The 21,294-nt window shown below is 72.1% G+C and carries 13 protein-coding genes; 10 read left to right on the top strand and 3 right to left on the bottom strand.

What is annotated here, in order from left to right:
• The first annotated feature begins 19 nt into the window (after positions 1–19).
• Entirely contained in the window at positions 20–1,138 is a 1,119-nt protein-coding gene (locus PUR71_RS35220) for a lipid II:glycine glycyltransferase FemX (RefSeq protein WP_329931296.1), read from the top strand.
• Positions 1,139–1,151: 13 nt separating this feature from the next.
• The gene (locus PUR71_RS35215; protein ID WP_329931295.1) at positions 1,152–2,186 is read left to right on the top strand and encodes an alanine racemase; all 1,035 of its coding nucleotides are present in this window, start codon (positions 1,152–1,154) and stop codon (positions 2,184–2,186) included.
• Between the two features lie 75 nt (positions 2,187–2,261).
• On the opposite strand, the gene PUR71_RS35210 is transcribed toward PUR71_RS35215, so the two are convergent.
• Complete coding sequence (locus PUR71_RS35210) at positions 2,262–3,839, bottom strand: glycosyltransferase family 87 protein (protein ID WP_329931294.1); 1,578 nt, start codon at positions 3,837–3,839, stop codon at positions 2,262–2,264.
• Positions 3,840–3,993: 154 nt separating this feature from the next.
• Positions 3,994–6,444, bottom strand: a complete 2,451-nt coding sequence (locus PUR71_RS35205) for a transglycosylase domain-containing protein (protein ID WP_329931293.1) — start codon at positions 6,442–6,444, stop codon at positions 3,994–3,996.
• A 514-nt stretch (positions 6,445–6,958) separates the two neighbouring features.
• Between PUR71_RS35205 and PUR71_RS35200 the strand changes: the two genes are divergently transcribed.
• From PUR71_RS35200 to PUR71_RS35180, 5 genes are all read left to right on the top strand, one after another.
• A complete protein-coding gene (locus PUR71_RS35200; RefSeq protein ID WP_329931292.1) occupies positions 6,959–7,657 on the top strand; it encodes a PadR family transcriptional regulator in 699 nt (232 codons plus the stop codon).
• A gap of 120 nt (positions 7,658–7,777) precedes the next feature.
• A complete protein-coding gene (locus tag PUR71_RS35195; protein ID WP_329931291.1) occupies positions 7,778–8,860 on the top strand; it encodes an inositol-3-phosphate synthase in 1,083 nt (360 codons plus the stop codon).
• Between the two features lie 144 nt (positions 8,861–9,004).
• Entirely contained in the window at positions 9,005–10,342 is a 1,338-nt protein-coding gene (locus PUR71_RS35190; RefSeq protein WP_329931290.1) for an MFS transporter, read from the top strand.
• A gap of 96 nt (positions 10,343–10,438) precedes the next feature.
• The gene (locus tag PUR71_RS35185) at positions 10,439–11,056 is read left to right on the top strand and encodes an LppU/SCO3897 family protein (RefSeq protein ID WP_329931289.1); all 618 of its coding nucleotides are present in this window, start codon (positions 10,439–10,441) and stop codon (positions 11,054–11,056) included.
• Between the two features lie 85 nt (positions 11,057–11,141).
• Positions 11,142–12,116, top strand: a complete 975-nt coding sequence (locus PUR71_RS35180; protein WP_329931288.1) for an LppU/SCO3897 family protein — start codon at positions 11,142–11,144, stop codon at positions 12,114–12,116.
• Positions 12,117–12,170: 54 nt separating this feature from the next.
• Here PUR71_RS35180 and PUR71_RS35175 read toward each other — a convergent pair whose 3' ends face one another.
• Positions 12,171–13,598 carry a CCA tRNA nucleotidyltransferase gene (locus PUR71_RS35175; protein WP_329931377.1) on the bottom strand — a complete coding sequence of 476 codons (1,428 nt, stop codon included), beginning with the start codon at positions 13,596–13,598 and terminating at the stop codon, positions 12,171–12,173.
• Between the two features lie 468 nt (positions 13,599–14,066).
• Here PUR71_RS35175 and PUR71_RS35170 point away from each other — a divergent pair, with 468 nt between their 5' ends.
• The 3 genes from PUR71_RS35170 (at position 14,067) to PUR71_RS35160 (ending at position 21,286) form a co-directional block, all read left to right on the top strand.
• Positions 14,067–16,517, top strand: a complete 2,451-nt coding sequence (locus PUR71_RS35170) for a DUF6049 family protein (protein WP_329931287.1) — start codon at positions 14,067–14,069, stop codon at positions 16,515–16,517.
• Between the two features lie 57 nt (positions 16,518–16,574).
• Positions 16,575–19,004, top strand: a complete 2,430-nt coding sequence (gene murJ / locus PUR71_RS35165) for a murein biosynthesis integral membrane protein MurJ (RefSeq protein ID WP_329931286.1) — start codon at positions 16,575–16,577, stop codon at positions 19,002–19,004.
• Between the two features lie 305 nt (positions 19,005–19,309).
• Positions 19,310–21,286 carry a protein kinase family protein gene (locus PUR71_RS35160; protein ID WP_329931285.1) on the top strand — a complete coding sequence of 659 codons (1,977 nt, stop codon included), beginning with the start codon at positions 19,310–19,312 and terminating at the stop codon, positions 21,284–21,286.
• Positions 21,287–21,294: the final 8 nt, after the last annotated feature.

Raw genomic sequence — 21,294 nt, 5'->3', positions numbered from 1 at the left:
CCGACGAGGAGCACCGAGCATGAGCCTGCGCCTGAGGACGATCACCCGCGAGGAGCACCTCGCCTTCATCAGGAGCCGCGCCTCGGCCAGCCACATGCAGGTGCCGTCCTGGGGCGACGTGAAGGCCGAGTGGCGCTCGGAGTCGATCGGCTGGTTCGACGAGGGCGACCAGCTCGTCGGCGCCGGCCTGGTGCTCTACCGCCAGCTGCCCAAGGTCAAGCGTTACCTGGCCTACCTGCCCGAGGGCCCGGTCATCGACTGGTTCGACCGCGACCTCGACCGCTGGCTCTCCCCGATGCTCGCCCACCTGAAGTCGCAGGGCGCGTTCTCGGTGAAGATGGGCCCGCCGATCGTCATCCGCCGCTGGAACGCCCCCACCATCAAGGAGGCCATCGCCGGCAAGCAGGCCAAGCGCCTGCGCGACGTCGAGGCCGACTGGTACGAGCCGCGCGCCTTCGAGGTGGCCGACCGGCTGCGCAAGGCCGGCTGGCTGCAGGGCGAGGACGGCGGCGCCGGCTTCGGCGACGTCCAGCCGCGCTACGTCTTCCAGGTGCCGCTGGCCAACCGCTCGCTGGACGACATCCACAAGAACTTCAACCAGCTCTGGCGCCGCAACATCAAGAAGGCCGAGAAGAGCGGCGTCGAGGTGTACCAGGGCGGCTACGACGAGCTGCCGATCTTCCACCAGCTCTACCTGGTGACCGCCGAGCGCGACAAGTTCACCCCGCGCCCGCTGTCCTACTTCCAGCGGATGTGGAAGGCCCTCACCGCCGAGGACCAGAACCGCATGCGGCTCTACATCGCCTACCACGAGGGCGAGCCGCTGGCCGCGACCACGATGCTCGTGGTCGGCGAGCACGTCTGGTACTCCTACGGCGCCTCGGCCAACCACAAGCGCGAGGTCAAGCCGTCGAACGCCATCCAGTGGCGGATGATGCGCGACTCGTACGCGCTGGGCGGCGGCGTGTACGACCTGCGCGGCATCAGCGACACCCTGGACGAGAACGACCACCTGTTCGGCCTGATCCAGTTCAAGGTCGGCACCGGCGGGCAGGCGGCCGAGTACCTCGGCGAGTGGGACTTCCCGCTCAACAAGCTGCTGCACAAGGCCCTCGACCTCTACATGTCCCGCCGCTGAGGAGGCTGACCCGATGACGCTGTCGCTCTACCTCGAGACCGACCGCTGGCGCACCCACCAGCGCTCCGTCCTCGCCGAGTTCCCCGGCCTGGTGCCGGTCGCCAAGGGGAACGGCTACGGCCTGGGCAACCACCGGCTGGCCGAGGAGGCGACGCTGCTGGGCACCGGTGTGCTGGCCGTCGGCACCGCGTACGAGGCGGCCGACGCCGCCGAGTGGTACGGCGGCGAGCTGCTGGTGCTCACCCCCTACCGGGTCGGCGAGGAGGTGCTCCCGCTGCCGCACGCCCGGGTGATCCGGACGGTGGCGAACGTGGACGCGCTGCGCGCGCTGCACGGCGCCCGGGTGGTCGTGGAGTGCATGACCACCATGCGCCGGCACGGCGTGAGCGCGGCCGACCTGCCGGCGGTGGCCGCCGAGCTGGAGGGCGTCTCCTTCGAGGGCCTCGCGCTGCACCTGCCGATGGACCGGCCGGACGGCTCCAGCCCGGTCGAGGAGGTCGCGTACTGGGTGGACACCGCCCGGGCGGCCGGGATCCCGGTGCACACCGTGTTCGTCAGCCACCTCGGCTCGGCCGGCATGGACCAGCTGGCCCAGCGCTACCCCGGCACCGTCTTCCGCGCCCGGATCGGCACCCGGCTCTGGCTCGGCGACCACGGCGCGCTGGAGGTCCGGGCGACGGTCCTGGACGTCACCCCGGTGAAGAAGGGCGACCGCTACGGCTACCGCCAGCACCCGGCGCCCTCCGACGGCCACATCGTCGTGGTCGCCGGCGGCACCGCGCACGGCATCGGCCTGGAGGCGCCCAAGTACGTGGCGAGCATGGGCGCGCGGGCCAAGGGCATCGCGCGGGCCGGTCTGGCGACCGTCAACAAGACCAAGTCGCCGTTCCACTGGGCCGGCAAGCAGCTCTGGTTCGCCGAGCCGCCGCACATGCAGGTGTCGCTGCTGTTCCTGGACGGCGAGACCAAGCCGCCGGTGATCGGCGACGAGCTCGGCCTCCAGGTCCGGCACACCACGACGCACTTCGACCGCGTCGTGGACCGCTGAGGCCCTCCCGCTGAAGGTCCTCACGCTGCGGCCCTGAAGCCAGGAGGGGACCTCCTCCCGGAGGCCCCCTCTCCGCTAGCCCTTCTCGGCCGGCTCCGGCAGTTCCGGCTCCTCCAGCCACTGCCCGGGGCCGGCCGGCGCGTACTCCGCGTAGCTCTCGTCCTCGCGCAGCCGGCGGGCGGCCCCGATCACGACGACGTCGGGGGCCCGGTCGAGCACCCCGCCGGACGGGTCGTCACTGCCGTCCCAGCGCACCGGGTCGCGGTCCGGCAGCAGGATGTCGCGGACCACCAGGGCGACCAGGTAGAGCGTGCCGAGCAGGTGCAGGACGATCGCGAAGTGGTACCAGGACTCGCCGATGCCGTGCTGCTTGGTCCCGGTGACGAAGCCCAGGTGGGACCAGATGCCCAGGGTGTACAGCACCTCGCAGGCCTGCCAGACCAGGAAGTCCCGCCAGCGCGGCCGGGCCAGCACCGCGAGCGGCAGCAGCCAGAGCGAGTACTGCGGCGAGTACACCTTGTTGACCACGATGAACAGGGCGACGACCAGGAAGGCCAGCTGCGCGAAGCGCGGCCGGCGGGGCGCCGAGAGGCCCAGCCACGCTATGGCCGCGCAGCCCAGCACCATGAGCGCCGCGATGTAGGAGTTGAGGTACTCCAGCCCGCTCCCGCGGTTCTGCATGACGATCAGCCAGAACGAGCCGTAGTCCTCGGTGCGGTGGTTGCTGAAGACGTAGAAGGTCGACCAGCCCTGCCAGTTGGCGATCATGATCGGCAGGTTGACCAGCAGCCAGGCGCCCACCGCGCCGCCCAGCGCCGCACGGAACTCGCGCCACTTCCCGGCCCGCCAGCACAGCACCAGCAGCGGGCCGAGGAGCAGGAGCGGATAGAGCTTGGCGGCGGTGGCGAGGCCGATGAACACGCCGGCCCAGACCGGCCGGGAGCCCGCCCACCAGGCCATCGCGACGGCGGCCAGCGCGACCGCGAGCAGGTCCCAGTTGACGGTGCCGTTGAGCAGCAGGACGGGCGCGAGCGCGAACAGCATCGCGTCCCACGGGCGGCGCCGGTGGGTGCGCGAGAGCGCCACCGCGGCGACCACCGCGCAGGCCATCAGCAGGCCCGCGTTGATCGCCCAGAACCACTGCTCCTGGTCCTGCTGGCTGCCGCCGCCCGGCGTCAGCCAGGCCGCGATCTGCATGAACAGACCGGTCAGCACCGGGTACTCCAGGTACTGGAGGTCCCCCGAGCTGCCCGGGATGCGGTCGACGTACGGGTGCAGCCCGGCGGCGAAGCCGCGTCCGGCGAACAGGTGCGGGATGTCGCTGTAGCAGGCGTGGATGTACTGCGGCGAGCCCGCCTGGAACCACGCGTGGCTGTAACAGGGCGCCTTCTGCACCATGCCGAGCACCGAGACGACGATGACGGCGAGTGCGAGGACGCGCACCGGGATCCACCACGAGACGCCCAGCAGTGCCCGGCGGCCGGGCGGGCCGCCGAAGACCTCGCTGCCGGCGGCCGCCACCGGGTCCTCGTCGGCCGGGACCACCACGGTGTTGGCCGGCGGTCCGGCGGCGGTGACGGGCGCCGGGGCAGGCCCGACGGCGTCGCTGGGCCCGGTCAGGCCGGCGGATTCGTCAGGTGCGCTCGACGTCATGCCGGACATCCTGCCGCACCGGCCCCGCCGGGACGAGGAGGCCCCCGCGGCGGGGCCGTCCGGGCCGTGGCGAATCATGACGAAACGGCGGTGGCGGCCCTCCGTCGGAGGACCGCCACCGCCGTCACCGCTCGTCCGGTTGGGCCGCTGCCGGCTAGCCGCCCTGAGCGCCTGCCACGGCGGACGGAGACTGGGTGGGCTTGCCCGGCTTGGTCGGCGTCTGGGTGGTGTCCGTCGGCGTCGACGAGGGCTGCTGCGTCGGGCACAGGCCCAGGAAGCAGGTGCTGGTCGGGCCGGGGTGGGTCTTGGGCGGCTGGGTCGGCTGCGGGTTCGGGCAGTCGACGCCCGGGACGCAGCCGCCGCCCTGGCTGGGCTGCGGGGGCTGCGGCTGGCCGCCGTTGGACGGGGGCTGGTTGGTCGGCGCCTGGGTGGGCGGCGCCGACGGGGTGTCGGTCATGGTCGGCGTGGGCGTCGCGGTCGGCGACACCGGGGCGCCCGAGGAGTCGACCTCGCTGCCGATCGCGGTCGGAGCGGGGAAGTCCAGCTTCTTCTCGTTCGCCAGCGCGACCTTCATGTAGCGGGTGAAGATGTCGGTCGGGATGTCACCACCGTGGATCGACTCCTTGCCGCCGGTGCCGTTGAGCGAGAGCCGCACGTGGTTGTTCGGGTCCTCGCGCCACATCGCGACGCTGGTGACCAGCTGCGGGGTGTAGCCGACCCACCAGGCCGACTTGTTCTGGTCGGTGGTACCGGTCTTGCCGGCGACCGGGCGGCCCAGCTCCTTGCTCTTGGAACCGGTACCGTTCTTCGCCACGTTCACCAGCACGTCGGTGACGTTGTCGGCGACGGGCGCCTCCAGCGCCTGCTTGGGCTGGGGCTTGGTGAAGCCGGGCTTCTCGATGCCGTTCACCTCGACCTTGGTGACCGAGTAGGGCTCGGTCTCCTTGCCGCTGGCCGCGAGCGTGCCGTAGGCGGTGGCCATCCGGATCGGGCTGATGGTCGAGGTGCCGAGCGGGAAGGTCGGGGTCTTCGGGTCGGCCAGGCTCTCCTTCTTGATGCCCATCTGCACGGCCATGTCGGCCACGTTCTGGCCGCCGACGTCCTGGTTGAGCTGGACGAACGGCACGTTGTACGAGAACTGCATGGCCTGGCGCAGCGAGACGTAGCCGTGCTTGCTGGCGTCCTCGTTCTTCTGCCGGTAGGGCTTGCCGTCGTCGCCGATCACCAGCGAGCCGTCCGGCTTGCGGATCTCGGACAGGTCGTCGGCGAGGTAGCGGCTGTCGGCGTTGATCCGCTTCGGCTTGCCGCTGTCGTCCTTCGCGGTCTGGACGCCGACCTGCATCGCGGTGGCCAGCACGAAGGGCTTGAAGGTCGAGCCGACCTGGACCCCGGTGGCCTCGGCGTTGTTGTCGAAGTGGCCGTTCTCCACGCCGTCACCGCCGTAGATCGCGACGAGCGCGCCGTCGCCGGGGCGCATGCTGGCGGAGGCGAACTGGACGAACTTGTCGTTGTCGGGGCGCTTCTGCGGGTCGAGCGCCCCGGCCTTGACGTCGTCCACGGCCTTCTTCAGGGCGTCGACCTTGTCCTTCTCGAAGGTGGTGTAGATCTTCAGGCCGCCCTTGTCGATCACCTGCTGGGTGATCGATGGGTCCTTGCTGGTGACGTACCGGTTGGCGGTGTCGACCAGGTAGCTGATCTCACCGTTCATGTTCGACGAGACCTTGCGCTGGACCGGCTCCGGGAACGTCGCGCACTTGGCCCGCTCCTCCGGGGTGACGGCCTTGATCTTCACCATGTTGTCGAGGATCCACGACCACCGCCCCTGGGCCCGGTCCTTGTTGGCCGGGTTGGTGGGGTCGTAGTACGCCGCGCCCTTGAGCAGGCCCGCCAGCATGGCGCTCTGACAGAGGTTGAGGTCCTTGGCGTCCACCCCGTAGTACGCCTGGGCGGCGGCCTGGGCGCCGTTCGCGCCGCGGCCGAACCAGCTGGTGTTCAGGTAGCCCGTGAGGATCTCGTCCTTCCCCTTCACCTGGTTGATCTTCAGCGTGATGAAGAACTCCTTCACCTTGCGGCTGAGGGTCTGCTCCTGGCTCAGGTAGGCGTTCTTCACGTACTGCTGGGTGATCGTCGAGGCGCCCTGGGTCTCACCTCCCTTCGCCATGTTGTAGACGGCGCGGAGCATGCCCTTGGGGTCGATCCCGTTGTCGTTGCGGAAGTCCTGGTTCTCCGCGGCGATGACGGCGTTCTGCAGGTTGGGGCTGATGTCCTTGAGCTCGACGATCTGACGGTTCGTCTCGCCCTTGCGCACCATCTCCGTGCCGTCGGCCCAGTAGTAGATGGTGTTCTGGTCCTTGACCAGGTCGTTCACGTTGGGGACCTGGGTGGTCTGGTACATGTAGAACACCAGGCCGACGAAGCAGCCGAAGACCAGCAGGAAGCCGCTCAGCCACTGCTTCCAGGACGGCAGCCAGCGCCGGACCCCGGTCTTGCCGAACCGCGGGTAGTCGATGAAGCGCTTCTTGCCGGGCCCGGCCGCCGCGGCAGCGGCGCCACGGCCGCCCTTGCCCTTCTTCTGCGCGGCCTTGCGCATCTCCGCGCGGCCCATCCGGGGTTGCTGAGCGGTCTCCCGGACACCCGACGGGCGCCGGCGGCCGACACCGTCGGAGCGCAGCTCGTCCGGGCCGGGCCCACCCCGGCGGGCTCCGTCACCCGGGGGCTGCTGCCCTTCTCCACCCGGGCCCGGCGTCCTCCGCCGTCGTTCGCTCATGTTCCAGCCACTCCTCGCCAGGCGGTTCCAGCCTGAAGGCAGGGTTCACGTTCGATGCCCGCCAACCGCCCTAACCCCGGAGGTGGTCCTCGTGCACACGCGACAGCGTACGCAGACCTGAAGTACACCTAATCGGGCATCAGTCACCAATTGCCACAAAAAGGCAGCAGATCATTACACGGCCGTTGCCAACCATCCCCGCGCGTCGGCTTGTGATCACATTCACGCGTGCCCCCCTTGCCGGTTCGGGGGGTCGGGTTTACTGTTCTCGATATATCGAGCCGATACATCGAAGCGGCATACTGCTGGACACGGCGGCCGGACACCGGTCGCGGGGAAGGAGGACGACGGCATGGGCAGGCGCTCAGGAGTGCTGGAGTTCGCCGTCCTCGGTCTGCTCCACGACGCCCCGATGCACGGCTACGAGCTGCGCAAGCGGCTCAACATCCTGCTCGGGACGTTCCGGGCCCTCTCCTACGGGACGCTCTATCCCTGCCTGAAGAACCTGGTCGCCCAGGGTTTCCTGGTCGAGGACAATCCGGACGTCGAGTACGTCCCGGCCACGGCTCTCAACGGCAAGCGGTCCAAGACCGTCTACCGGCTCTCCCCCGAGGGCAAGCAGCGGTTCGAGGAGCTGCTCGCCGACTCCGGCCCCGACGCCTGGGAGGACGAGCACTTCGGCGTCCACTTCGCGTTCTTCGGCCAGACCGACCGGGCCGTGCGGATGCGCGTCCTGGAGGGCCGCCGCAGCCGGCTGGAGGAGCGCCTGGAGCGGATGCGCAACTCGCTGGCCCGCGCCCGCGAGCGGTTCGACGACTACACCATCGAGCTGCAGCGGCACGGACTGGAGTCGGTGGAGCGCGAGGTCCGGTGGCTCAACGAGCTGATCGAGACCGAGCGGGCCAACCGCACCGGCCGGACCGGGCCCGCCACCGGCGCCAACCCCGCCGCACACCCCAAGACTTCGGACGGCCGTGGCCGGGAGACCGGGTCCTCCGACCCGTCCGGGCCACCGTACGACCGCCCGGGGCGCTCCGCCCAGGAGCGCTGAGCCCGCGTCAGCCGCGCGGCAGGAGTGGGCGCCTCGCGCCCGTACAAGCAGTCATTCGAAGAAGCAGGACGAGTGCCGCCGACCCCGGCGGCCCTCATGAGATCACAGGGAGCAACCGGAATGGGTTCGGTTCGCGTAGCCATCGTGGGCGTGGGCAACTGCGCCGCGTCGCTGGTGCAGGGTGTCGAGTACTACAAGGACGCCGACCCGGCCGGCAAGGTCCCCGGGCTGATGCACGTCCAGTTCGGTGACTACCACGTCCGTGACGTGGAGTTCGTCGCCGCGTTCGACGTCGACGCCAAGAAGGTCGGCTTCGACCTGGCCGACGCCATCGGCAGCAGCGAGAACAACACCATCAAGATCTGCGACGTGCCGCCGACCGGCGTCACCGTGCAGCGCGGCCACACCCTCGACGGCCTGGGCAAGTACTACCTGGAGACCATCGAGGAGTCCGACGAGGCCCCGGTCGACGTCGTCCAGGTCCTCAAGGACCAGCAGGTCGACGTCCTGGTCTGCTACCTGCCCGTCGGTTCCGAGAACGCGGCGAAGTTCTACGCCCAGTGCGCCATCGACGCCAAGGTCGCCTTCGTGAACGCCCTGCCGGTGTTCATCGCGGGCACCAAGGAGTGGGCGGACAAGTTCACCGAGGCCGGCGTGCCGATCGTCGGTGACGACATCAAGTCCCAGGTCGGCGCCACCATCACGCACCGCGTGATGGCGAAGCTGTTCGAGGACCGCGGTGTCATCCTCGAGCGCACCATGCAGCTGAACGTCGGCGGCAACATGGACTTCAAGAACATGCTGGAGCGCGAGCGCCTGGAGTCGAAGAAGATCTCCAAGACCCAGGCCGTCACCTCGCAGATCCGCGACCGCGAGCTGGGCGCCAAGAACGTCCACATCGGCCCCTCGGACTACGTGGCCTGGCTGGACGACCGCAAGTGGGCGTACGTCCGCCTCGAGGGCCGCGCGTTCGGCGACGTCCCGCTGAACCTGGAGTACAAGCTCGAGGTCTGGGACTCCCCGAACTCCGCCGGTGTCATCATCGACGCCGTGCGCGCCGCCAAGATCGCCAAGGACCGCGGCATCGGCGGCCCGATCCTGTCCGCCTCCTCGTACTTCATGAAGTCGCCGCCGGTGCAGTACTTCGACGACGAGGCCAAGGAGAACGTCGAGAAGTTCATCCGCGGCGAGGTCGAGCGCTGAGCGCCGAGCACCGACGGTTGTGACGGTTCATAACCGCTCATAGCTCCCCGGAAGGGCCCACGATCACGCGATCGTGGGCCCTTCACCGTTTCCCGGCGAATGTTTCACGTGAAACGGCGACCGTTTCCGTGGCACCCTGGGCGGGTGGCGATCACCGAGAACGGCAGCACCCACCAGTCCGCGCAGCGCGCCACGCTCCTCCACCTGCTCCGGGGCCGCGACTTCCGCAGACTGCTGACCGCCCGGGTGCTCTCCCAGCTCTCGGACGGCGTCTTCCAGGTCTCGCTGGCCGCCTACGTCGTGTTCTCCCCGGAGAAGCAGTCCTCCCCCACCGACATCGCCTCGGTACTGGCCGTGATGCTGCTGCCGTTCTCGGTGATCGGCCCGTTCGCCGGCGTCCTGCTGGACCGCTGGCGCCGCCGCCAGGTGCTCTACATCGGCAACCTGGCCCGCTTCGGGCTCGGCCTGGTGACCGGGGCGCTGCTCCTCGCCGAGGCGCCGGCCTGGCTGTTCTTCGCCTCGGCCCTGCTGGTCACGGCGCTCAACCGGTTCATCCTGGCGGGGCTCTCCGCCGCCCTGCCCCGGGTGGTGCGCCAGGACCAGCTGGTCACCGCCAACGCGCTCTCCCCCACCCTCGGGACGGTCGCCGCCGCCCTGGGCGGAGGCGTCGGCTTCCTGCTGCACCAGGTGATGACGCCCGGGCCGAAGGCGGACGCCGCACTCGTCACGGTGGCGGCGCTGCTCTACCTGTCGGCCGCGCTGGCCGCCCGCCGGATGGACCGCGACCTGCTCGGCCCCGAGCACCACGGCGAGCGCCCGGCGCTCGGCCAGGCCCTCGTGCGGGCCGCGGTCGAGCTCGGCGCCGCCGTCCGCCACCTGGTGCGCGACTGCCGGCCCGCCGTGCACGCGCTGGCCGCCGTCACCGCGGCCCGGTTCTGCTACGGCGTGCTGATCGTCGTCGTGGTGATGCTGGCCCGCTACACCTTCAACGATCCGGGGAACAGCGCGGCCGGGCTGGTCACCCTCGGCCAGGCGGTCGGCCTGTCCGCCGCCGGGTTCTTCATCGCCGCGGTGGTCAGCCCCTGGTGCTCCCGCCGGCTCGGCCTGGCCGGCTGGATGACCGCCTGCCTGGTCGCGCCGGTGGTGTTCGTCCCGGCGCTCGGGCTGAGCTTCTCGCTGGTGCCGTGCCTGGTGGCCGCGCTGCTGCTCGGGGTGGTCACCCAGGGCACCAAGATCTGCGCGGACACCGTGGTCCAGGAGTCCGTCGAGGACGACTACCGCGGCCGGGTGTTCGCCATCTACGACGTGCTGTTCAACGTCGCCTTCGTGGCCGCCGCGGCCGTCACCGCGCTGGTGCTGCCGCTGTCCGGACGGTCGGTCGTGGTGGTCGTCGGGGTGGCGGCGGTGTACGCGCTGTCGGCGCTCCTGTACTTCCGCGCGGCCCGGCGGCACGGGCCGCTGCCCGGTGACCAGGCCTCCTGAGGTTCCACGGGGGCTCGGAACCGGGGCGTCGGAGAGGGTCGCTAAGGTACGTCAGACCTGTCGGAGCGACAGCACTCGGTCACGGGGGACTACCTGATGAGCACGCCACCCGGCCCCTACGGGCCTCCACCCCAGTACGGGCCACCCCCACCGGGCCCGCAGTACGGCCCGCCGCCGGGGTACGGTCCGCCGCCCCCGCAGGTGCCCGCCCAGCCCGGCCCGCCCGGGTACGGGCCGCCGCCGCCCGCGTACGGGGCGCCGCAGCAGCCGTACGCCGGGCCCCCGCAGCCGGCGCAGCCGTACCCGCCCGCCGGGCCGTACGGCTACCCGCAGCCCGCCCCGGCCGCCGGTGCGCCGGGTGCCAAGCGCACCACCCGCTCGAAGCTGAAGGCCGTCGGTGTGCTGATCGCCGCCGCCGTGGTGGGCGTCGGCTACTTCTTCAGCGGCCCGAGCGTCAGCAGCGCCAAGCCGGGCGACTGCGTCCGGGTGGGCGGCACCCGCGATGTCGAGGTCGTCAAGTGCACCGACAGCAAGGCGAATTACCGAGTCCTGTCGAAGTTCGACGGCACCACCGACACCAGCCGCTGCCGGCAGACGCCGCAGTCCACCAGCGCCGTCTCGGGCTCCAGCGGCCGCCGCTGGAGCAAGAAGCGGTACGTGCTCTGCCTCGGCCCGCTGAAGCCCGCCGGCACCGCGCCCGTCGGCGCCTCCTGACCTCCCGCCGGGCGTCCCGTCCGGCCCGTCCCACTCGTCCGTCACCGTTTCCCCGGGGGACCCCTTGTCCGTTCCACCTCCCCAGATGCCCTACGGCGCCCCGCCGCCGAACGACGCCAACCCGTACGCCGGCGGCAACCCGTACGGTCAGCCCGCCCCGCCCCCGCCGCCGATGAACTACGGCTACCCGCCCGCCGCGCCGGCGCCCGACCCGGCGGCGTACGGCTACGGCTACCCCGGCGGCGCCGTCCCGCAGGGACCGGTCTGCCGTTTCTGCGGCGGCTTCCCCGCCGTGGAGGCCACCGTCCGCGGTCACCAGGGCATCATCGTGGTCATGCGGTTCCTGAAGCTGCGGGGACCGTTCTGCCGCGTCTGCGGCGACGCCACCGTGCGCGACATGTCCGCGAAGACCCTGGTCCAGGGCTGGTGGAGCTACCTCGGCGCGCCGATGACGATCATCACGCTGCTGCTGAACCTGGGCCCGCACAACAAGCTCAAGCAACTGCCGCCGCCCGCTCCCGGCACCCACGGTCCGCAGCTCGACCCGGGCGTCCCGCTGTCCAAGCGCCCGCACGTCTTCATGCTGCTGCTGCCGGTCGGCTGGATCATCACGGTGATCGCGCTGATCGCCACGGGCGCGTTCGCCCCCAAGAACGACCCGTACGTGCCCCACCCGATCGTCATGCCCACCGTGTCGGTGCCGCCGATGCCGAGCTTCAGCATGCCGCCGATCCCCACCCCGACCTTCTCGCTGCCGCCGGACACCTCGGGCAAGCCGCAGGCACCCGTGCCGGCGCCGGCGAGCATCGACTCCGCCAAGATCGGCGACTGCCTGCGCAACGAGAACGGCACCGGCGCGACGCACGACCCGAACCCCCGGATCACCATGCTGCCGTGCACCGACCAGCGCGCCCAGTACAAGGTCATCTGGAAGTACCTGGCGACCTCGGACGAGAAGGCCTGCGACGCCCAGCCGAAGGCCGACAGCAGCTACACCCGCACGAACTCCGGGATGCCGGCGCTGAGCTACGTTCTGTGCCTGCAGTCGATCCACAGCTGACCGGGCACGCGTGAGGGGCGGTCCCGGGCATCGACCGCCCCTCCGCGCGTCGGCTCAGCCCTGCGGCTGCTCCGCCCACCAGGCGCGGAGGGCCGCCACCGCCTCGTCGTGCTCCATCGGGCCGTGCTCCAGCCGGAGTTCGAGCATGTGCTTGTAGGCCTTGCCGACCTGCGGGCCGGGCCGCAGGCCGAGCAGCTCCATGATCTGGTTGCCGTCCAGCGCCGGGCGGATGGCGTCCAGCTCCTCCTTGGCCTTCAGCTCGCCGATCCGCTGCTCCAGGCCGTCGTAGGTGCGCGACAGCGTCGCCGCCTTCTTGCGGTTGCGCGTGGTGCAGTCGGAGCGGGTCAGCTTGTGCAGGCGCTCCAGCAGCGGCCCCGCGTCGGCGACGTAGCGGCGCACCGCGGAGTCGGTCCACTCGCCGCCGCCGTAGCCGTGGAAGCGCAGGTGCAGCTCGACCAGGCGCGAGACGTCCTCGGTGAGCTCCTTGGAGTACTTGAGCTCGCGCATCCGCTTGCGGGTCATCTTCGCGCCGACCACCTCGTGGTGGTGGAAGGAGACCCGGCCGTCCGATTCGAAGCGGCGGGTGCGCGGCTTGCCGATGTCGTGCAGCAGCGCGGCGAGCCGCAGGGTCAGGTCGGGACCATGCTGCTCCAGGTCGATGGCCTGCTCCAGGACGGTCAGCGAGTGCTCGTAGACGTCCTTGTGCCGGTGGTGCTCGTCGCGCTCCAGACGCAGCGCGGGCAGCTCGGGCAGGACGTGCCCGGCCAGGCCGGTGTCCACCAGCAGCCGCAGGCCCTTCACCGGGTGGGCGGCCAGCAGCAGCTTGTTGAGCTCGGCCTGGACCCGCTCGGCCGAGACGATGGTGATCCGCTCGGCCATCGCCGTCATCGCGGCGACGACCTCGGGGGCCGGGTCGAAGTCGAGCTGGGCGGCGAAGCGGGCGGCGCGCATCATCCGCAGCGGGTCGTCGGAGAAGGACTCCTCGGGGGTGGCGGGGGTGCGCAGCACCCGGGCCTCCAGGTCGTCCAGTCCGTGGTGCGGGTCGACGAAGCCGCGCCCGGGCAGGTCGACGGCCATCGCGTTGACGGTGAAGTCGCGGCGGACGAGGTCCTGCTCGATGGTGTCGCCGTAGGTGACCTCGGGCTTGCGGGAGGTGCGGTCGTAGGCCTCGGACCGGTACGTGGTGATCTCGATCAGGAACGAGCCCTGCGGGGTGTCCTTGCGGGCGCCCACGGTGCCGAAGGCGATGCCGACGTCCCAGACCGCGTCCGCCCAGCCCTTGACGAGCTTGAGGACCTGCTGCGGGCGGGCGTCGGTGGTGAAGTCCAGGTCGTTGCCGAGCCGGCCGAGGAGCGCGTCGCGCACGGAGCCGCCGACCAGCGCCAGCCGGTGCCCGGCCGCCTGGAAGCGGCGGGCGATCTCGTCGGCGACCGGCGACACCCGCAGCAGCTCTTGCAGGCCCAGGGTCTGGGCCTCGCTCAGGCCTGGTACGACCTGGGTCGCGGTGCTGGAAGGATGGGTGCGGGCGGCGGGCTCATTGGCAGTGGACACGGCTCACAAGGGTACGTGCCCGCGCGGGTCAACCGCCCGCGCGTTTTCGGCGTCTCACCCCAAGACCCGCAACACCGCACCCGGTGCCGCATCGTTACCATGCCGGTGAACGAGTTCTCGGGCACCGGACAGGGGATTGCGGTGCCGCGTGCCACCACGGCCGGCCGGGCGACCGGAGGCCGCACTCGTCACGGCTGCCACGCCCCGGCTGCTTCGCACGGCTGATCCTCTCGGCCCGCGGCGGCGGTCGCGGCACCGAGCGGCGAACAGCGTCAGGCGAACAGCAACAGCAGCAGCGAGCGAGCGAGAACGGCGAGGGCGAAACGAGTGAGTGAGCCGGCACGGCACTCGGGCCTGGGGGCGTACGGACGGCCTGGACGGCCCGCGGATCCCGCCGCCGTGCGGCGCCCCGGCCGCCGCACGGCCCGGCGGCTCGCGGCCGCCCTGGGGGCCGCGCTGGCGGTGGTCGCGGCCACCCCTGCCGGTGCGCTGCCGGCCGGCGGCGACGTGCCCGCCAGCGACGCGGCGGTCTCGGCCGAGTCCCCGGTGATCATGACGATCGACACGGTGGCCCCGCAGGTGGCCAGCCCGAACGGGACGGTGACGATCACCGGGCACGTGACCAACGGCGGCAAGTCCGTGCTCAAGGGCGCCCACGCGGCCGTCCGCAAGCCGTCGCAGGGCAAGCCGCTGCAGCGGCGCAGCGAGCTGCAGAACGTGCTCGCCCGCACCGCCCCGCTCGGCGCGGACGGCACGGAGCTGGACAGCCCGCAGTACGCGCTGCCCGAGCTCGCCCCCGGCCAGAGCCAGGCGTACACCCTGGGCGTCGCCGTCAACGACCTCCAGCTGAACGGCGACGGCGTCTACGAGCTCGCCGTGGACGCCTGGGGCTCGACGGCCGACAACCAGCACGAGCGGGCGCTGGGCATCGCCCGCACCTTCCTGACGTACACCTCGAACGCGGACGCCCAGCCGACCAGGGTCGCCACGGTCTGGCCGCTGGTGCACGGGCCGGAGCTGGCCGCCCAGACCGTCACCGAGGGCGAGCAGACGCTCTCGGTGCTGCGCGACGACAGCCTGGCGACCGAGTTCGCCCCGGGCGGCCGGCTGTACGAGCTGGTGGACACCGGCTCGAAGCTGACCGGCCTGACCTGGACGATCGACCCGGACCTCCTGGACACCGCGTTCGCGATGACCAAGGGGTACAAGGTCCAGAAGCCGGGCACCGAGAAGAACGGCAAGCCGGCCAAGGACGACAACGTCGTCAACGGCACCGGGCAGGCGGCCGCGACGGCCTGGCTGGAGAAGCTGCGGTCCGCCGTCGCCAAGCCCGGCGACCAGGTCGTGTCGCTGCCGTACGCCGACCCCGACGTGGCCTCGATCGCCCACAACGGCGCCGACCTGGGCGGCATGGGCACCGCCTTGAACAAGGCCGCCACCGCCGGCCGGCTGACCGTCGAGGGCCGGCTGTCCGTGGACACCCGGTCCGACGTCGCCTGGCCCTACCAGGGCTACGTTGACCAGCAGATCGCCGGCGTCGCCAAGCAGGCCGGCAGCGGCCTGCTGCTGGTGAACGGCGCGAGCATGCCGGAGCCGGACGCGCTCAACCACACGCCGAGCGCGGTGCGCCCGGTCGGCAACGGGCAGAACGCCGTGGTGGCGGACGAGACCGTCTCCTCCCTGTTCGACGGCGACCTGAGCACGCCGCAGGCGCAGAGCCTGGCCACCCAGCGCTTCCTCGCCGAGACCTACGCGATCACCCACGAGCAGCCGCAGAACCAGCGCGGGCTGCTGGTCCTGCCCCCGCGCGACCTCACCGTGGCCACCGCCAAGGTGCTGGCGAACGCCCTCCAGACGGCGGCGAACGGCAAGTGGGTCGAGCCGGTCAAGCTGGACACCGTGGCCCAGGCCGCGCCAGACTCCGGGGCCGCCACCGCCGTCCCGGCCGCCACCGACTACCCGGCCAAGGCCCGCGCCTCCGAGCTGTCGGCGAGCGACCTGAGCGGCACCGACAAGGTCCAGTACGACCTCGACACCCTGATGCAGGTGCTCACCCTGCCGCAGCGCGTGCGCGGCCCGTTCAGCGCCGCCATGGTCCGTTCGCTGTCCACCGAGTGGCGCTCCGACGCGTCCGGGGGGGACGCGTACCGCGACGGGGTGAAGACGTACCTCGGCGAGCTGACCGGCGCGGTTCAGGTGCCCAAGAAGACGGTCGTCACGCTCGCGGGCAACACCGGCCAGCTCCAGGTCAGCGTCCGCAACGACCTCACCCAGACGGTCACCAACCTGAGCCTGCACCTGATCTCGCACCAGCAGAACCGGCTGTCGGTCGCCCCGCAGGAGGACCTCGTCATCCCGGCCGCGCAGGGCGTCACCGTGCGCTTCCAGGCCCAGGCCCGCAACAACGGCCCGGTCCAGATGACCGCCCAGCTCTACACCACCGGACCCAACCCGCGCCCGTACGGCCAGGCGCAGAACTTCCAGGTGGAGGTCACCTCGGTGACCAACGGCGTGCTGTACGTCTTCGCGGGCGGGGTGCTGCTGCTCCTGCTGGCGGCCCTGCGGTTCTTCCGCCAGCGCAAGCGCCGGGCCGGGCAGCCGCACGAGGACGGCGACCAGCCGGTCGGCGCCGCCGGGACGGCCGGCCCGGCCGGGAACCCTGACGACACCGACGACACCCATGACACCGACGGCGCGGACGACGCGGAGCACGGGGGCTCCGGGGGCCACGGCGACGGGGACCACGCCGACGGGGACGGCCCCACCGGTGACGATCCCGCGCAGACACCGCGCGGCAGCAGCGCCGGTGGCCGGGATAGGGCCTCCAGTGATGAGAAGGTTGGTCCTTGATACCGCCGACCCCGCACCCGACCGGGCCGGCCTCCCCCACGAACGCGAAGAGGTGACATGACCGGGCGCAGCGAGGAGCGGCCGCCGGGCCGCGGTGAGAACCGGCCGGGTGCCGAGTCGCCGTCCGGCGACTGGTACGTGGCCGACACCTACGCCCAGGACCCGTACGCGGCCGACGCGTACGGGGCCCCGCAGGACGGCCGGGACCCGTACGGCCTCCAGGCCTCCGGGCCCGCCGCACCCCAGCAGCAGACCGCCGCGTACGACGTGCCGCCGCAGCTGCCGCCGCAGGCCGGGGGCTACCCCGCGCCGGTCCCGGCGACGCCGTTCGCGCCGCCGGTGCCGCCGGTGCAGCCCGGCTGGGACACCCCGGTCGGCTGGCGGGAGCCCCGCGAGGAGGCCCCGGCGGCCGGCGGTCAGTGGGGTGGCGCGGAGCAGCCGCAGCAGCAGTGGGAGCCCGGTCCGGCGCACTCCCGGTGGGATTCCGAGACCACCGAGTACGTCGGCGTGGACGCGCTGTTCGGCGGCGGGGGGGCGCAGGCCGCGGCCCCGCCGCAGGCGCCCCGGCCCGCGCCCGTCCCGCCGGTCGCCCCGGTGCCGTCCGGCCCCGCGCCGTTCCCGCCCGTGGGCGGGTATCCGGCGCAGGACGGCGGCGGCGACGGGCCGCGACCGTTCGTGCCCCCGATCGAGTTCGACCCCCCGCTCTCCGAGGAAGAGGCCACCATGCAGGTGGCCGCGGTCGCACTGCCGCCCGCGGTCGAACCGCTGGAGGACTTCGCCGCCGAGGAGCACGCCGCACCGGCGCCGCCCGCCGAGTCCGCCCCGGCGGCCGGGGGCGGCGGCGGCAAGGTCGCGAGCCTGCTGAACTCCAGCGCGATCATGGCGGCCGGCACGCTGGTCTCCCGCGGCACCGGCTTCCTGCGCACGATGGTGATCGCCGGCGCCATCGGCATCGCCGTCATGGGCGACTCCTACAACGCGGCGAACACCCTGCCGACCCTGCTCTACATCCTGATCGGCGGCGGCGCGCTGAACGCCGTCTTCGTGCCGCAGCTCGTCCGCAGCATGAAGAACGACGAGGACGGCGGCACCGCCTACGCCAGCCGGCTGCTCACCCTGGTGATGGTCGGCCTCGGCGGCGTGGTGTTCCTCGCCGTGCTCGGCGCCCCGATCCTCGTGCAGCTGATCGCCCACCCGATGATGGAGAACGCGGCCCGCGCCGACACCACCGTCGCACTGGCCCGGTACTGCCTGCCCACCATCTTCTTCATGGGCATCCACGTGGTGATGGGCCAGATCCTCAACGCCCGCGGCCGGTTCGGCGCGATGATGTGGACCCCGGTCCTCAACAACGTCGTCGTGATCTTCACCTTCGCCGCCTACATCTGGGTCTACGGGGGCTTCGACTCCACCCAGGTGACGCCGGAGAACATCACCCCCGAGGGCGTGCGGCTGCTCGGCCTCGGCACCCTGATCGGCCTGGTCGTCCAGTCGCTGGCGATGATCCCGTACCTGCGGGCGGCCGAGTTCCACTTCCGCCCGCGCTTCGACTGGCGCGGCCACGGCCTCGGCAAGGCCGCCCGCCTCGCCAAGTGGACGTTCTTCTTCGTCCTCGCCAACCAGGCCGGCTACCTCGTCATCACCCAGCTGGCCACCGCGGCCGGCAGCGCCGCCGAGCACGGCGGCCACGGCGGCGTCGGCCTCTCCGCCTTCTCCAACGCGCTGCTGATCTGGCAGCTGCCGCAGGCCGTCATCACCGTCTCGATCATGAGCGCGGTGCTGCCCCGGCTGTCCCGCGCGGCGGCCGACGAGGACGCCGGCGCCGTCCGCGACGACCTCTCCTACGGCCTGCGCACCACCGCGGTGGCCGTCGTCCCGGCCGCGTTCCTGTTCCTGTCCCTCGGCCCGGTGATCGGCCGCTCGATCTACGCCGTCGGCGGCGGGACCTCGGCCCTGGAGAACGCGACCAACGTCGGCCTCATGCTGTCCGCCTTCGCGCTCGGCCTGATCCCGTACTCGGCGCAGTACGTCATGCTGCGCGGCTTCTACGCCTACGAGGACACCCGGACGCCGTTCTCCAACACCGTCTGGGTCGCGGCCTGCCAGGCCGGCTTCTCGCTGATCTGCTGGTTCGCCCTGCCGCCGCAGTGGACGGTGACCGGCATGGCCTTCGGCTACGGCCTCGCCTACGCCGTCGGAGTGACGGTCGCGGTGCCGAAGCTGAAGAAGAAGATCGGCGGGCTGGACACCAAGAGCATCGGCCGCACCTACAGCCGCCTGGCCGCCGCGTCCGTCCCGGCGGCCCTGGTCGGGCTCGGCGTCAGCCTGGCGGTCCAGCGCGCACTCGGCGGCTGGCCGGGCAGCGTCGCCTCCGTCGTCGCGGCGGGCGGCCTCCAGCTGGCCGTGTTCGTGCTCATCGCGAAAAGGCTCCGGATCGAGGAGCTCAACGCCATGCTCGGCATGGTGCGCGGCCGGCTCGGCCGCTGACCCGACGCACCAACCGCCCGGACCGGCCGACGCCCTGACCGGGCGTCAACCGCGACCACCGGCTCACGAGCCGGTCCGGCCCGGCACCGGGCCGCCACCCGCACCGGGACCGCCCGGCCCCGCAGGTGGCGGCCCGGTGTCGGTTCTGCACCACATCTCTCCACCTCCACGCAACCGAGCGGCCCCCTCAGCGGTCGTACCCGGTGGAGAAGAGTGGGCACAATTGTCCTGGAGCACAGGGCCGCCAACCCGCGGGCTCCAGCGACTCTCTCAGCCGGGGCGAAACAAGGGGAGGCAGGACCACGGTGGCTGATGGCACCAAGGCGGTCGTCGACACGTCAGCAGCTGACGGGGCGGCGGACGACGCCGCGCTGGCCGCGGCGATCGACGAGCTCGCGGGCGCGAAGAGCGCCCCGGGCGACGACGCCCCCTCCTCCGGCACCTCCTCCCCGGACACCCCGGACACCCCGGCGGGCTCCGCCGGCTCCGGCTCCCCCGACGACGCCTCGGTCGGTGAGGAGACCTCGGAGATCACCGCGCCGCTCTCGGTCGACGAGATCGCCGCCGAACTCGCCGCCGGCGGCACGGCGAAGAAACCCGCCGCGGCCCCGCAGCCGGCCAACGGCACCCCCCGCCGCGCCCCCACCGACCCGCAGCCCACCGTCGACCCCCGCGACACCTCCGCCCTGCCCCGCACCCTCCCCGCCCCGATGCGGCACAGCGGCGACAAGATCGGCCACCGGTACCGGCTGGAGGAGTGCATCTCCCACACCGAGACCTTCAGCAGCTGGCGCGCCGTCGACGAGAAGCTGCGCCGGGCCGTCGGCGTCCACCTGATGGCCTCCGGCCACCAGCGCGCCCGCAAGGTGCTCGCCGCCGCCAAGTCCGCCGCCCTGCTCGGCGACCCGCGCTTCGTCCAGGTCCTGGACGCCGTCCAGGAGGGCGAGCTGGTCTACGTCGTGCGGGAGTGGCTGCCGCACGCCTCCGACCTCGCCAAGCTGCTCGCCGACGGCCCGATGGAGCCGCACGAGGCGTACCAGATGGTCCGCCAGGTGACGGACGCGGTCGCCGCCGCCCATCGGCGCGGCCAGGCCCACCTGCGGCTCACCCCCCGCTGCGTGCTGCGCACCGACAGCGGCCAGTACCGGATCAACGGCATCGCGGTGGACGCCGCCCTGCGCGGGCTGCCCGCCGAGGGCGCCACCGACGACGCCGAGCGCGCCGACACCCGCGCCATCGGCGCCCTGCTCTTCGCCGCGCTCACCCACCGCTGGCCCTACCCGGAGGACCGCTACGACCTCCAGGGCCTGCCCAAGGGCCTCCAGAACGCCGCCCCCGACCAGGTCCGGGCGGGCGTCCACAAGGGCCTGTCCGAGCTCGCCGCGCGCGCCCTCTTCGACCACCCGCCGCACCACGCCGAGCCGATCACCACGCCGGAGCAGCTGGCCAAGGCGATCTCGCTGATGCCCCGCATCCGCCAGCCCGAGCCCGAGCTGCCCGTCTTCACCCCGCCGCCCCGGCACAACACCCACGCCCTGCCGACCGCGCCCAACCCGACCCGGGTCGTCGACGGTCCCGTCGTACCCCCGCTGCCGCCCCAGGCCCGCCCCCGTCCGTCCGCCGTCCGGCGCACCCGGCGGCGGCTTCGCCGGGTGGTCAAGGCGACGGCCTGGACGGTCGCCCTGGGCGCCATCGGCGTCGCCTCCTGGCAGGCCGTCGACCACCTGCGCAACAACGGCTCGGCCGTCGCGGCCCCCCAGCCCTCGGTCAGCACCGCCGCACCGAGCGCGCACGCGGCCACGCACCCGCCCGTCCCGATCCAGATCAAGGACGCCCAGTCGTACAACCCGCTCGGGCGCAACCCCGGGGAGCCCGAGGGCAAGGACAGCCTCCCCAACGCCTACGACGGCGATCCGCGCACCTCCTGGGACACCGGCTGGTACGTCGACCAGCTGGGCCCCGCGAAACCCGCCCTCAAGTCGGGTACCGGACTGATGATCGACCTCGGCTCGGTGCAGACCGTCTCGTCGGTGACCGTCCAGTTCGCGGGCGGCGAGCAGACCGCGGAGCTGCGCGTGCCCCCGGCCGGTGCGGCCAACCCCCTGGACCTGAAGCCGGACGCCTTCACGGTCCTCGACAAGCAGAGCGGCACCAACGTCTCGTACACCCCCGGGACTCCGGTCACCACGCGGTACCTCTTGCTCTGGCTGACCGCCCTGACGAAGGATGTCAGCGACGGCAGGTACCACGGCCACGTCGCCGAGGTGAAGGTCTTCGGCTGACCGGCGTC

The organism is Streptomyces sp. SP17BM10, assembly GCF_036322405.1.
Classification (GTDB): Bacteria; Actinomycetota; Actinomycetes; order Streptomycetales; family Streptomycetaceae; genus Kitasatospora.
The sequence above is the reverse complement of the archived record's forward strand: the minus strand, read 5'-3'. Positions and strand labels throughout refer to the sequence as shown.

What these genes read in the sequence shown, in the direction of transcription:
- PUR71_RS35220 (WP_329931296.1), top strand. Translation starts at nt 20, where the DNA reads ATGAGCCTGCGCCTGAGGACGATCACCCGCGAGGAGCACCTCGCCTTC.
- PUR71_RS35215 (WP_329931295.1), top strand. Translation starts at nt 1,152, where the DNA reads ATGACGCTGTCGCTCTACCTCGAGACCGACCGCTGGCGCACCCACCAG.
- PUR71_RS35210 (WP_329931294.1), bottom strand. Translation starts at nt 3,839, where the DNA reads ATGACGTCGAGCGCACCTGACGAATCCGCCGGCCTGACCGGGCCCAGC.
- PUR71_RS35205 (WP_329931293.1), bottom strand. Translation starts at nt 6,444, where the DNA reads ATGGGCCGCGCGGAGATGCGCAAGGCCGCGCAGAAGAAGGGCAAGGGC.
- PUR71_RS35200 (WP_329931292.1), top strand. Translation starts at nt 6,959, where the DNA reads ATGGGCAGGCGCTCAGGAGTGCTGGAGTTCGCCGTCCTCGGTCTGCTC.
- PUR71_RS35195 (WP_329931291.1), top strand. Translation starts at nt 7,778, where the DNA reads ATGGGTTCGGTTCGCGTAGCCATCGTGGGCGTGGGCAACTGCGCCGCG.
- PUR71_RS35185 (WP_329931289.1), top strand. Translation starts at nt 10,439, where the DNA reads ATGAGCACGCCACCCGGCCCCTACGGGCCTCCACCCCAGTACGGGCCA.
- PUR71_RS35180 (WP_329931288.1), top strand. Translation starts at nt 11,142, where the DNA reads ATGCCCTACGGCGCCCCGCCGCCGAACGACGCCAACCCGTACGCCGGC.
- murJ (WP_329931286.1), top strand. Translation starts at nt 16,575, where the DNA reads ATGACCGGGCGCAGCGAGGAGCGGCCGCCGGGCCGCGGTGAGAACCGG.